The organism is Cupriavidus sp. F041 (assembly GCF_057814235.1).
In genome coordinates this window covers 385,302-398,025 of the sequence record NZ_JBVASY010000001.1, presented here as the reverse complement: position 1 = coordinate 398,025, position 12,724 = coordinate 385,302, and the positions used below count along the sequence as shown (strand labels likewise).

Genomic DNA, 12,724 nt, shown 5'->3' with positions numbered 1-12,724 from the left:
TCAGAGGTGGTCAGGAACCGTTATCGGGTGAGGGGAATGCGGAAAGGGGAAGCGGCGGGGCGGCCGGCGAGAGATCGCCGCAATGCCGTCAAACGCCGAGGCGCGATTTAATGTCCGCGCCTGATGTCAGCAGTTGACTGGTGTAGTTGCGGCGTGGACAGGCGCGCCAGCGTGGTGTGGAAGATCATGTCGACGAGGTGCGCCATCGCGAATTTTGAAATCTGGACCAGCAGATCCGGCACGCCATCGACGCATTACGGCAACTTCGATCACTCTTCCGGTTGCCTGAAAATCAATACAAAGCGCGTTCTCCCCGCAGTCGACTTCGCGGCAATGCGGCCCCCATGGGCTGCCATACTACCGCGCAGACAAATCGCGAACCCGTCCGGACTCAGATGGCTTCGGCTTGGGATTGTCGATTACGCAAGCCATCCCGGCCGGACCAATCTCGTCTCAAGCCTTGACCGCGAAGGGGGCAACGAAGCCGCGCAGCCGCAGCGCGTTGGTAAGGACAAACACGCTGGACAAGGCCATGGCACCTGCCGCAAACACGGGCGAAAGCAAGTTGCCGTTGACCGGGTACAGCAGGCCAGCCGCGACCGGGATCAAGGCAGCGTTGTAGGCAAACGCCCAGAACAGGTTCTGCTTGATGTTGCGGATCGTGGCCTTCGACAATGCAATCGCGTTGGGCACGCCACCCAGGTCGCCGGACATCAGCACCACGTCCGCCGCCTCGATGGCAATGTCCGTGCCTGTACCGATAGCGAGTCCCACGTCGGCCTCGGCCAGCGCCGGCGCGTCATTGATGCCATCGCCCACATACGCGATAGGACCGTACCGCTTCTTCAGCCGCTGTACCGCCTCGACCTTGCCGCCGGGCAGCACCTCGGCAACCACCTCATCAATGCCCAGCTGGCGGGCGATTGCCTCGCCGGTTCGACGGTTGTCGCCGGTGATCATGGCAACCTTCAGGCCAAGGCCGTGCAAGGCCTGGATGGCGGCCGCCGTAGTTTCCTTGATCGGGTCGGCCACGGCAATCATGGCTGCAAGCCGGCCATTGATAGCTGCGTACAAAGGTGTCTTGCCTTCGTCGCCCAGACGTGCCGCATCCGCGCTGAACGCGTCGACATCCAAGCCCAGCTCCCGCATGAAGCGATCGGCGCCAATCTCGACCACATCGCCATCCACCCGGGCGCTGACCCCAAAGCCCGTAATCGACTCGAACTGCCCGATGGCGCCCAGGGCGATCTTTTGCGCCTTGGCTGCGTCGACGATGGCCTGTGCAATCGGGTGTTCGGACTTCGCTTCGACAGTGGCTACCTTGCCCAGCACCACTGAGCGTTCGAACCCCGGGGCAACGATCAGATCCGTCAGTTCGGGACGCCCTTTGGTTAGCGTTCCGGTCTTATCGACGGCCACCACCCTGGCGTCCTTCAGGGATTGCAGTGCCTCGCCCTTGCGGAACAACACGCCCATTTGCGCCGCGCGCCCGGTTCCCACCATGATTGACGTCGGCGTCGCCAGGCCCATCGCGCACGGGCAGGCAATAATCAGCACGGCAACCGCGTTGACAAGCGCGAATGTCAGGGCGGGGTCCGGCCCGAAACTCAGCCAGATAACGAACGTCAGCGCGGCGGCGGCCATGACTGCCGGCACGAACCACATGGTGATGCGATCAACCATCGCCTGGATCGGCAGCTTGGAGCCTTGCGCCTGCTCGACCATGCGGATGATCTGCGCCAGCACGGTGTCGTTGCCGACTTTGGTGGCGCGGAACGTCAGCGCCCCGTTCTGGTTGACAGTGCCCCCCACCACTTCTGAGCCGGGCTTCTTCTCCACGGGTACCCGTTCGCCGCTGATCATGGATTCGTCGATGAAGCTATCGCCGTCCACGACTTCGCCGTCGACAGGAATACGCTCGCCGGGACGAACTTCGATCAGCTCGCCTGCGACCACCTCTTCGATAGGAACCTCAAGCGTCGCGGCATCACGCACCACACGCGCAGTCTTTGCCTGCAAACCGAGCAGCCGCTTGATCGCTTCGGAGGTGTTGCCCTTGGCGCGGGCTTCCATATAGCGGCCAAGCAGGATCAGCGCCACGATGACAGCGGCGGCTTCGTAGTAGACATTGACCGTGCCGGCGGGAAGCAGGCCCGGCGCAAAGGTAGCGACGACCGAGTAGGCATAGGCGGCGGAGGTACCTACCGCCACCAGTGAATTCATATCCGGCGCACCCCGCAGCAGCGCCGGGATGCCCTTCTTGAAGAAACGCAGCCCCGGCCCGAACAGCACGATGCTAGAGAGCACGAACTGGATATACCAGCTGTTCTGCGTGCCGATGCTTTTTGCAATCACGTGGTGAAACGCCGGAACCAGGTGCGCGCCCATCTCCATGATGAAAATGGGGAGGGCGAAAAGCGTGGCAATCGTCAGGGCGCGCCGGAGCGACTTCAGTTCGACAGCCTGGCGCTCGGCCACGGCATCGGTGTTGCTGGTGTCGCCCGAGATGACCTGCGCCTCGTAGCCTGCCCTGGCAACGGCCTGGATCAGGGCTTCGGGCGAGGTTCCGCCAGCGGCGCTAATCTGCGCGCGCTCAGTCGCGAGGTTGACGGTTGCATTGCTGACGCCCGGTACGGCTTTCAGGGCCTTTTCGACGCGGCCCACGCACGAGGCGCAGGTCATGCCCGTTACCGATAACTCGATGGTGCTCGAAGCCACGTTATAGCCGGACTTCTGCACCGCCTGCACAGCGGCCTCGACATTCGGTACCCCGTCAAAAGTGATGTCGGCGCGCTCGGTCGCGAGGTTGACGCTGGCCTTGTTCACGCCTGGCACAGCCTTCAGGGCCTTTTCGACGCGGCCCACGCACGAAGCGCAAGTCATGCCTTCGATCGGGATGCTGATCGCAACACTGCCTGTCGGGCTGGAACTCATCACTGCTCCTTGAAAAATTGGGAAGCTCCTTCAGAACGGTGGCTACTTTAAAGCTTCCGATTATGTCAAGGTCAAGCATCCGGACGGAGTATTTAGTCGAATCCACCGAAGACAGTACCAAGCGAACGCACCGATGCTCAGGAATACTATGATTGCAACCAACAATTTTGTGCCAATGACAGAGTGCGGGACATCAAATATCGTGATGCGGTCCATAGAGGATAAAGAGATTGCGCCCAGGTGAAGGCCACGATTCCGACGCGTTAAATGGATGCTGCGGAGAAATGATGTTGTGGCCTATGCTACGGAGATAGGCGAGCGTTGCAATCCCTACCGGCAATAACACAGAAAAACACAGAGACAGAGCCGAAATTCAAGGAGCGCTTGTGGACACCCCTGTAGACATCGAATCCCGCCGCGAACGCGGCAAGGGCACGCGCAAACACGTTCCCCGCAGCGCGCATGCCGCGGTCGGCAACGTCGAACGAGATCCCGTCGAGTTGCTGGAGATCAACAGCGCCGGCCGTGTCGAACGGCTGGTGCCGCTGCGCTACGGCCGCATGATCGAATCGCCTTTCACCTTTTACCGAGGCAGCGCCATCATCCAGGCGCATGACCTGGCCGGTACGCCGAATTCCGATCTCCCCATCCAGATCTGCGGCGACTGCCACCTGGCCAACTTTGGCGGGTTTGCCAGCCCCGAACGCTCGCTGCTGTTCGACCTCAACGATTTCGACGAGACCAGCCTCGGGCCCTGGGAATGGGACCTGAAGCGGCTTACCGCCAGCTTCGTGGTGGCGGGCCGGCATCTGCGCCACAAGCGGGGCGTGATCGACGACCTGGTCTATCGGGTCGTGCGCAGCTATCAGGAGCGCATGGCCACCTATGCCGGGATGGGCATTCTCGACACCTGGTATGACGCCATCACCTTCGAGCGCCTGATGGCCGAGACGCCTTCGCCGCAGATCCGCCAGCGCCTGGAGCGCGGCATAGCGCGCGCGACCAAGCGCGCCAGCGAGGCGCTGTTGCCGAAGCTGTCGGAGCGGGTTGGCGAGCGCTGGGTTATCCGCGACGCACCGCCGGCCATCTTCCATCTACACGGCCAGAACACGCTGTTCTCCCCCGACGACGACTGGATGAAGGTCGACGACGCCGGAAAGGCGCTCGACAAGTCTTTCGAGGAGTACCTGGACACCCTGTCGCCCGACCGGCGCCAGTTGCTCAGCCATTTCACGCGCCATGATGCTGCCTTCAAGGTGGTGGGGGTGGGCAGCGTCGGCACGCGCTGCCTGATCATCCTGATGATCGACAAGCACGGCAAGCCGCTGTTCCTGCAAAGCAAGCAGGCCACACAGTCGGTAGTGGCGCGCTATTTCAAGTCGCCGCCCGTGACGCATGAAGGCCGGCGCGTGGTGGAGGGCCAGCGGCTGATGCAGGCGGCCAGCGATGTGTTCCTTGGCTGGAACAACGGGCCGTCAGGCCGGCATTTCTATCTGCGGCAACTGCGCGATATGAAACTGTCGCCCGAGATCGAGTTGATGGATCATGAATTGCTGGGCAGGTTCGCGGCGCTGTGTGGCTGGGTGCTGGCGCGGGCCCATGCCAAGGCCAGCGGGATGGCGCTGGAGATCAGCGGCTACCTTGGCAACAGCGATGCGATGGCCGATGCGCTGTTGGCGTATTCGAACGCGTATGCGGATCAGGTCGAGCGCGACTACGACGTGTTTGTCGGCGCCTGCCGATCTGGCCGGCTGGAGGCGCGCACGGATGAAGACATCGCCGCGGATTTTCAAATCTAGGCGCTCGCTGAAATCCGCGGATCGAGGAACACCATTGGGCCGATTCGAATCCGGAGGGTGCCTCTGTCGCAGATCAGCTGGGCTTGGGCGCAGTCGCGGTTCGAGATGACGCTCGCGCCGCGCGATGGGCATGCAGTTGCAGCGCCCGGTTCGCATCGGCCTGTGCAACGTGTCCCGCTTCCTGACCCGCCAGATCGACGCGCGGGGCACCTTCCACCAGGCAGGTCCAGTAGCGGGTGCCGCGGCACCAGGTCCGGATCGCGTCGCGCAACACCGGCTCCGTCAGGCCAAGTTCCTGCGCGTGCTGGACGAGATCTTCGAAGATGCCGATCTTGAGCGGTACCTTCGGCGCAGGATTCTTCGGGAAGGTTTGCGGGAAGCGCTTTTGCAGCTTCGCGATGGCCTGCAGCACCGGATCCACGGGCTTCGCCGGGCTGACCGGAGCCACCGGACGCGCGCGCCGCGTCTTAGCCTGTGGCGCGGCCTTAGCCTGCCTTGCCAGTTGTTCCTTCAGTGCCGCCAGTTGTTCGAAGCCCATCGTGTCCAGCCAGTAAAAAAACTTGGTGCGATTGTAGCAGTCCCTACGCGATTCGCCTTGCCGCCCACGCCGCGGCGGGAATTGGCCAAACCAGGCATCGTGGCGAAGGTGGGCGCCCGTCACACTTCGCTTCGCGCGTCCACCCATGCCACCGGCGCTCCACGCCCTCCCTGGCGGAACCTATATCCGCTGCGGTTGACTACATCTCTAGGGTGCTAAACCGGGTATTTCTATCTGTAGACAGTACTTTTGACGGTGAAACTGCTGTCCACTTCGATCAGGCGCTTACTGGGCGCACCTTTGCTGGACGTGTTTGTTTTCATGGGTATAAAATAAAATTCACAAACATGAAAAAATGATCGGTTTGCCTGTCGCCCTCCCTGGGTGGGGCGAAACTGGCAAGGAGACTGCAATGACATCACCCTCGTCCTCGCCGACCTGCTTCGTCCGTGCCGAAGACGTGCCCGGCTACCACCCGGCCAACCATGTGGGTACGCTGAACCGCCGCATCATTGGCCGCGAGAATGTCGGTGCCACCCAGCTTGAGGTGATTCACGGCACCATCGAGCGCGGCAAGGGCGCCTTGCCGCACGCCCATCCCGGTATCGAGCAGGTTTGCTACGTGCTGGAGGGCAGGGCGCTCGCCAAGGTGAACGGCCAGTCGCGCGAGCTTGGGCCCGGCGACTGCTGCTTCTTCCCCGCCGGATCCATGCACGTGTTCACCGTCATCAGCGACGAGCCCGTCAAGCTGCTGGTGATCTACGCCCCGCCTTATGAGGAATCCCCGGATCGCGTGATCCGTCCCGCCTGAGCGTTGCCCCGTCCCGCGCGGTTGCCCGCACCCGAACGGACGTTCGTAGTTGAAGCCTGGAAGGAGATCCCGATGAAACTGTCTTCCCGACGCCGCCTGATGCTGTGCGCCGCGATCTGGAGTGCTGCGCCGGCCCTGGCCTGGAGCAGCGCCTATCCCAGCAAGCCGATCCGCATGGTGGTGCCTTACGCGCCGGGCGGAGCCTCCGATGTGGTGGCCCGGTTGGTCTCGCAGAAGCTGTCGGAGGCCTTGAAGCAGCCGGTGGTGGTGGAGAACCGGCCGGGCGCCAACGGCATCATCGGCACCGACCAGGTCGCGCGTGCCGCGCCGGATGGCTACACCCTGCTGCTGAACACCGCCGGCGCGCAGACGCTGAGCCCTGTCCTCTACAAGGCCGGCTACGAGCCGCTCAAGAGCTTCGCGCCGATCAGCCTGATCAGCAGTATCGGCTTCGTCATGGTGGTCCACCCCTCGGTACCGGCCAAGACCGTGCAGGAGTTTGTCGGGCTGGCGCGCTCCAAGAGCCGTCCGCTGAGCTTGTCGGCCGGCAGCAGCATGATCGAGCTGATCGGGGAAACCTTCAAGACAACGGCCGGCACGCCGGATGTCGTCAGCGTCTCCTATCGGGGTACCGGCCCGCAGATGCAGGCAGTGGTGGCGGGCGAGGTCGACATGACCATCGACCCCTTTAACGGGATGGCAATGATCCGCGCAGGCCGGCTGCGCCCGCTGGCGGTGCTGTCGTCCAAGCGCTCGCCGGCGCTGCCGGATGTCCCGACCATGCAGGAGGCCGGCATCCAGGGCATGAACTTCAATTCCTGGGCTGGCTTGCTGGCGCCGGCAGGCACGCCAAAGGAAATCGTCACGCGGCTGAACCAGGAAATCGTCCGGATCGTGGCCATGCCGGAGATCAAGGAACGCCTCGCCGCTATCGACTATGAAGCCGTCGGCAGCACGCCCGAGCAGTTCGCCACCATCATTGCCGACGACGCCGCGCGCTGGGCCAAGCTGGTGAAGGACACGAACTATAAAGAAAAGGCCGCGCGATGAAGCGGCGGGACTGTCAGTCCGGCCGTCAGTCCGGCGGTCAGTCCCAAGCCACCACCACAAAGCGCATCCATCACAAAGGGATCGCTGATCAGAAAGAAGCAGGAGACAACACAATGCCAAGCCTTACCACGCTGCTGCGCGCGGCGCTGCCATTGCTGACACTCGCCGCGGCGCCGTATGCGGCGGCGGCCGATGCCTATCCCAGCAAGCCGATCCGCATGGTGGTGCCCTTCGCCGCCGGCAGCGGCACCGACGCGGTGGCCCGCATCACCGCCAAGGAACTGGGCGATGCGCTCAAGACCAACGTGGTGGTGGACAACCGTCCCGGGGCCAACGGCGCCATCGCCGCTGAAATCGTCGCGCAGGCCGCGCCGGACGGCTACACGCTGTTCATGACCACCAACACCACGCACTCGGCCAACCCTTCGCTGATGAAGAAGCTGCCGTATGACCCGATCCGCGATTTCACGCCGGTGGCGCGCATGGGCAACCTGCCCTTCATCCTGGTGGTCAATCCTAAGCTGCCCGTCAAGACGGTGCCGGAACTGATCGCCTACGCGCGCGCTCATCCCGGCATGTCGTACGCCAGCGGCAACAGCACCGGCATCGTGTCGGGCGCCACCCTGGGCCGCATGGCCGGGCTGGACCTGCTGCACGTGCCGTACAAGAGCACGCCGCCGGCCATGACGGATGTGATTGCCGGGCAGGTGCCGATGATGTTCGTCGACGTTGCGGCCGGCATTGCCAACGTCAAGGCAGGCAAGCTGCGCGCGCTGGCGGTGACCACGGCGCAGCGCAGCCGCCTGCTGCCGGACCTGCCGCCGCTGGGGGACACGCCTGAGCTGAGGGGGTTCGACATTACCTCCTGGAACGGCGTGTTCGCGCCAGCGAAGACGCCGGCGGACGTGGTCGAGCGGCTCAACCGCGAGCTGTCCCGCATCGCCGCCAGCAAGGAAGTGGCGCCGCGTTTCGAGGCGCTGGGGTTTGAAGCATTCGGGCAAACGCCCAAGCAGTTTGCCGGCTTCGTCGCCGGCGAACTGGTCAAGTGGACCAAGCTGGTCAAGGACGCCGGCATCCAGCCGGAATGAGGCAGGCATGAACTTCGAAAGAACTCCCGAACAGCGCGCCATCGTCGAGGCGGTGACGCAGATTTGCAGCGACTTTGGCGCCGACTACTGGTCGGGGCTGGACGATGAAGGCAAGTTTCCCCACGCATTCCACCAGGCCATGGCGAAGGCGGGCTGGCTTGGCATCGCGATGCCGGAGGCCTATGGCGGCGCCGGGCTCGGGATTACCGAGGCGGCGCTGATCATGCAGACGGTGTCGGCGTCCGGCGCTGGTTTTTCCGGCGCGTCGGCCATCCATATGAATGTGTTCGGCCTCAACCCGGTGGTGGTGTTCGGCAACGAGCGCCAGAAGGAGGCGGCGCTGCCACCGCTGATCGCCGGGCAGGAGAAGGCCTGCTTCGCCGTGACCGAACCCGATGCCGGGCTCGACACCACCCATCTCAAGACCCAGGCCGTGCTGTCGGCCGATGGCGGCAGCTATCGCGTGGACGGCCGCAAGATCTGGATCTCCACCGCCCAGGTGGCCGACCGCATGCTGCTGCTGGCGCGCACCACGCCGCTGGAACAGGTGGCCAAGCCGACCCAGGGCCTGAGCCTGTTCTATACCGCGCTGGACCGCAAGCATATCGAGGTGCGCGAGATCCACAAGATGGGACGTGCCGCCGTGGACTCGAACATGCTCTTTATCGACGGGCTGACGGTGCCGGTGGAAGACCGCATCGGCGAAGAAGGGCGCGGTTTCGAGTACATCCTGCATGGCCTCAACCCCGAGCGCATCCTGATTGCCGCCGAAGCCGTCGGCCTTGGCCGCGTCGCGCTGGAAGCGGCGACGCGCTATGCCAGGGAGCGCACCGTGTTCGGCCGCCCGATCGGCCAGAACCAGGGCATCCAGCATCCGCTGGCGCAGGCCTGGATGGCGCTGGAAGCGGCCGACATGATGGTCTGGAAAGCGGCGTGGCTGTACGACCAGGGCAAGCCTTGTGGCGCCGAAGCCAATACCGCCAAGTACCTGGCGGCGGAAGCCGCCCACCAGGCTTGCCAGACCGCGGTCCTGACGCTGGGCGGCATGGGCTATGCGCGCGAGTACCAGGTGGAGCGCTACCTGCGCGAGTCGTATATCCCGCGCATCGCACCGGTCAGCGCGCAACTGATCATGTGCCATATCGCCGAGCGCGTGCTGGGTTTGCCGAAGTCCTATTGACGGAGGCGGCGGGACAATTCCGCGCGGGGAACCCGCATTCTTTCAGCGATGAAAATAATAAAGGGCGCCCCGCTGATGCCAGCGGGGCGCCCTTGTTTCCCTGAGCGAATACGGCTTTCCGTAGGTCTCTGTCTCTACAGCCGACCCATCACGACCAGGACCACAATGATCAGCAGGACCAGTCCAAGACCGCCGCTTGGGTAGTAGCCCCACCCGGTGCTGTACGGCCAGGTTGGCAATGCGCCGACGAGCAGCAGGATGAGGAGGATAAGCAAGATCGTACCGATGGCCATGACGGGCTCCTTGACGAATGGATAAGCGTGAGGTGCTTATGGGATGCCTGTGGGGTGCTGATGGTTAATCTGTGCGGGCTACGCAATGCGGTGCGGACCGGGGCCAGCGTTACTTGCCCAGTTCGTGGCCGATGACGCCGCCAGCCACCGCGCCGCCGATGGTTGCCGCCGTATTGCCGTGCGACAGTTCATGGCCTGCAACGCCGCCGGCCACGGCGCCGGTAGCGGTACAGCCGTTCAGCCCGATCAGAAGTGCCGCGCCCGCGATGAGCGCGCTTGCCAGTCTTAGCATGTTGGTCTCCTTGATGCGTGGTGCCGGTCGCGGGACAGGCACGCCAGCCATGCCTACAAGATAGCCGGGCAAGTTGGCGTCCCCAGCGGGGCTGCCTCTGATAAGGATGTAGGAATTGGACGACGCAGCGAGTGCGGCGTCAGGGAGGGAGGCGGGCCAGGCGGAAGGGGAAGTCAGCGGGCAAGGGCTGCCCGCCAGCTGTTACCGCAAGCGCTTGATCAGCGCGGAGGTGTCGGCGCGGCCGCAGCCGTCTTTCTGCAGGTCCGCGTAGAACTGGTCGACCACAGCCGTGACGGGCAGGCTGGCGCCGTTGCGGCGCGCTTCGTCCAGGCAGAGGCCGAGATCCTTGCGCATCCAGTCCACCGCGAAGCCGAAGTCGAACTTGCCTTCGATCATGGTGGGGCCGCGGTTTTCCAGTTGCCACGAGCCCGCGGCGCCCTTGCTGATCACGTCGAGCACGACCTTCATGTCCAGCCCGGCGCGCTCGCCGAAGGCGATGGCTTCCGACAGGCCCTGCAGCAGGCCGGCAATGCAGATCTGGTTGACCATCTTGGCCAGCTGGCCGGCGCCCGCGCCGCCGATCCGGGTGACCGCGCGCGCATAGGCGCCCAGCACCGGCTCGATCTGGGTGAACACGGCCTCGTCGGCGCCGCACATGATGGTCAGGATGCCCTTTTGCGCGCCGACTTCGCCGCCCGACACCGGCGCATCGACAAAGTGCAGCCCGCGCTCGCCGGCGGCGGCGTACAACTCGCGCGCGACATTGGCGCTGGCGGTGGTGTGATCCACGAACACACAGCCTGCCGGCGCCGTGCCGAAAGCACCATTGGCGCCGGTGAGCACCGCGCGCAGGTCATCGTCATTGCCCACGCAGGAGCAGACCACTTCGGCGTCCCGGACGGCCAGCGCCGGGGTGGCCGCCGATTTGCCGCCGAAGGCCGCGACCCACTGCTCGGCCTTGCTTGCCGTGCGGTTGTACACGGTGACCTGATGGCCTTTGGCGGCGAGATGGGCCGCCATGTGATAGCCCATGACACCCAGGCCGATAAATGCGACACGCATGACTAAGAAACTCCAGGGCCCGCGGTGAGCGCGGGCGAATATGACAAAGTGGGCAGCCCCCGAAGCCGGGAATGCTGCCATTCTTGCAATGCAGCGTCAACAAGCGTTGCCGGTGCTCCCGGTTGTCAGCATGCGGGCGATCGACGCGGCTGTGGCGGGAGCAAATTGTTGCACGCACTCGCGCGTCAGCGCCAGCGTGTAGGCCAGCGCCATGATCCGATTGTCGAAAGTCCGGTTGAGCATGAATTGTGAGGAGAGCTCCATGCCGTTGCCCGGCTTGCATAAGCGGACGAGTGCGCCCCAGCGGCCGTCCTCCACCGGCAAGATATCCACGTCAATCGCATATTCTCCCTCCGTGCAGGTCCAGGCGGGCCCCGCGAGCCGCCGTTCCGCTTTGTCAGTCACCATGTCGTTCCTCCGCGCTTTTTCTGGCGAAAATCCCCGCGCACCGGGCCGTCCCGATGCCATGACTCCCGTGTCCTGGTCCGCGGTCTTTGCCGCGGGCCATGACTTGGTTGCAGGCGCCGGGCTATTTGCCGGCATCCTGCGCAAGTCCGCCAGCGGGAACACCGCGCAGGCGCGGCAACCGGCTGGCATGTTCGGCGTTGACGGCGCCATCGGGTATGCATCCGCGCAGCAGGTCTTCCACCTGGCGCACGGCATCCATGGCCTGGTGTTCCGCGGACTGCGGCGTCAGCCCGCCGATATGCGGCGTAGCGATGACGAGCGGGTGGCGGGCCAGGGCGAGGGAGGGTGTCTGATCGTGCCCCCGCCCGACATCCAGCGCGCACCCGCCGAGATGCCCCCGGTTCAGCGCGTGCAGCAGTGCCGGCTCATCCACCAGATCACCACGTGAGGCGTTGATGAAGCAGGCGCCGCGCTTCATGGCGCTGAAGGCGCCGCGATCGAACAGATTGAGGGTGCCCGGGGTGACCGCCGCAAGGCAGACCACGAAGTCGGCGTGCGACAGCAGGGTGGGCAAGTCCAGGCGCTCCAGCGTGAGGTCATCGACGTCGGCATAGGGATCGCTGACCAGCACCTTCATGCCGAGTGCGCGGCCGAGCGAGGCGAGATAGCTGCCGATGGTGCCGTAGCCCACGATGCCGAGGCTGGCGCCCCGCAACTCGCGGCCCATCGCAGGCGTTGCGTGGCCCCAGGTGCGATAGCTGGCGCTGGCCCGGCCGATGCCGCGGCCCAGGTCGATCATCACTCCCACCACCCATTCGGACACCGAGGCGGCGAAGCCGGGCGAGGCTCGCGTCACCAGGACGCCGTGACGGCTTGCCGCCTGGACGTCGATCTGCCGGATGTCCACGGCAACCCGGCACACCGCCACCAGGTCCGGCAGTGCCTGGAACACCGCGGCGGGCACCGCCAGCTCGCGCGAGGCGACGATGATGTCGCAGCCCGCCGCGGCGCTTGCCAGTTCGTCCGGCGCGAGCCCGGCCTCGCTGTCATTGAGCCTGAGCGCGGCCACCGCACCGAGCCTGGCGAGCGCGTGGCCGCTGAAGTACAGCGCGCGCGCGCCGGGCCCGTGCGTCAGGCAAATCGTGCGCATGACAGCCGTCTTGCATGGGTTCGATACATTCCGCTTCCTCATGGCCGTCTTAAGCAACACTTTAGTAAAACGATTTAGTAAATCGGTTTACAAGATCATAGGCGAATGCCTGGCAAATG

The 12,724-nt window shown here is 64.5% G+C and carries 13 protein-coding genes; 5 read left to right on the top strand and 8 right to left on the bottom strand.

Annotated features, from left to right (window positions below; translation table 11 throughout):
- Nucleotides 1-107: 107 nt before the first annotated feature.
- Both ACZY0R_RS01825 and ACZY0R_RS01820 read right to left on the bottom strand, forming a co-directional pair.
- Nucleotides 108-242 (bottom strand): hypothetical protein, encoded by a 135-nt coding sequence (locus tag ACZY0R_RS01825; protein WP_488856867.1) that lies wholly within the window; start codon nucleotides 240-242, stop codon nucleotides 108-110.
- A gap of 211 nt (nucleotides 243-453) precedes the next feature.
- The gene (locus ACZY0R_RS01820) at nucleotides 454-2,934 is read right to left on the bottom strand and encodes a heavy metal translocating P-type ATPase (protein WP_488856866.1); all 2,481 of its coding nucleotides are present in this window, start codon (nucleotides 2,932-2,934) and stop codon (nucleotides 454-456) included.
- Nucleotides 2,935-3,320: 386 nt separating this feature from the next.
- On the opposite strand from ACZY0R_RS01820, the gene ACZY0R_RS01815 reads away from it, so the two are divergent.
- On the top strand, nucleotides 3,321-4,733 hold the full coding sequence (locus ACZY0R_RS01815) for a DUF2252 domain-containing protein (RefSeq protein ID WP_488856865.1): 1,413 nt from the start codon (nucleotides 3,321-3,323) through the stop codon (nucleotides 4,731-4,733).
- Nucleotides 4,734-4,806: 73 nt separating this feature from the next.
- Here the strand turns inward: ACZY0R_RS01815 and ACZY0R_RS01810 are convergent, their stop codons facing one another.
- On the bottom strand, nucleotides 4,807-5,271 hold the full coding sequence (locus tag ACZY0R_RS01810; RefSeq protein ID WP_488856864.1) for a ProQ/FinO family protein: 465 nt from the start codon (nucleotides 5,269-5,271) through the stop codon (nucleotides 4,807-4,809).
- A 412-nt stretch (nucleotides 5,272-5,683) separates the two neighbouring features.
- Between ACZY0R_RS01810 and ACZY0R_RS01805 the strand changes: the two genes are divergently transcribed.
- From ACZY0R_RS01805 to ACZY0R_RS01790, 4 genes are all read left to right on the top strand, one after another.
- On the top strand, nucleotides 5,684-6,082 hold the full coding sequence (locus tag ACZY0R_RS01805; RefSeq protein WP_488856863.1) for a cupin domain-containing protein: 399 nt from the start codon (nucleotides 5,684-5,686) through the stop codon (nucleotides 6,080-6,082).
- A gap of 72 nt (nucleotides 6,083-6,154) precedes the next feature.
- Nucleotides 6,155-7,132, top strand: coding sequence for a Bug family tripartite tricarboxylate transporter substrate binding protein (locus ACZY0R_RS01800; protein ID WP_488856862.1), 978 nt, complete (start codon nucleotides 6,155-6,157; stop codon nucleotides 7,130-7,132).
- 113 nt (nucleotides 7,133-7,245) lie between these two features.
- Entirely contained in the window at nucleotides 7,246-8,220 is a 975-nt protein-coding gene (locus tag ACZY0R_RS01795) for a Bug family tripartite tricarboxylate transporter substrate binding protein (RefSeq protein WP_488856861.1), read from the top strand.
- 7 nt (nucleotides 8,221-8,227) lie between these two features.
- A complete protein-coding gene (locus tag ACZY0R_RS01790; RefSeq protein ID WP_441628535.1) occupies nucleotides 8,228-9,400 on the top strand; it encodes an acyl-CoA dehydrogenase family protein in 1,173 nt (390 codons plus the stop codon).
- A 134-nt stretch (nucleotides 9,401-9,534) separates the two neighbouring features.
- Here ACZY0R_RS01790 and ACZY0R_RS01785 read toward each other — a convergent pair whose 3' ends face one another.
- From ACZY0R_RS01785 to ACZY0R_RS01765, 5 genes are all read right to left on the bottom strand, one after another.
- Nucleotides 9,535-9,693, bottom strand: coding sequence for a DUF3309 family protein (locus ACZY0R_RS01785; protein WP_081862075.1), 159 nt, complete (start codon nucleotides 9,691-9,693; stop codon nucleotides 9,535-9,537).
- Nucleotides 9,694-9,802: 109 nt separating this feature from the next.
- On the bottom strand, nucleotides 9,803-9,985 hold the full coding sequence (locus ACZY0R_RS01780; protein WP_035862797.1) for a glycine zipper 2TM domain-containing protein: 183 nt from the start codon (nucleotides 9,983-9,985) through the stop codon (nucleotides 9,803-9,805).
- Nucleotides 9,986-10,186: 201 nt separating this feature from the next.
- Entirely contained in the window at nucleotides 10,187-11,047 is an 861-nt protein-coding gene (locus ACZY0R_RS01775) for an NAD(P)-dependent oxidoreductase (protein WP_488856860.1), read from the bottom strand.
- A gap of 96 nt (nucleotides 11,048-11,143) precedes the next feature.
- Nucleotides 11,144-11,515, bottom strand: a complete 372-nt coding sequence (locus ACZY0R_RS01770; RefSeq protein ID WP_488856859.1) for a hypothetical protein — start codon at nucleotides 11,513-11,515, stop codon at nucleotides 11,144-11,146.
- Nucleotides 11,516-11,576: 61 nt separating this feature from the next.
- Entirely contained in the window at nucleotides 11,577-12,605 is a 1,029-nt protein-coding gene (locus ACZY0R_RS01765) for an NAD(P)-dependent oxidoreductase (protein WP_488856858.1), read from the bottom strand.
- Between the last annotated feature and the right edge of the window lie 119 nt (nucleotides 12,606-12,724).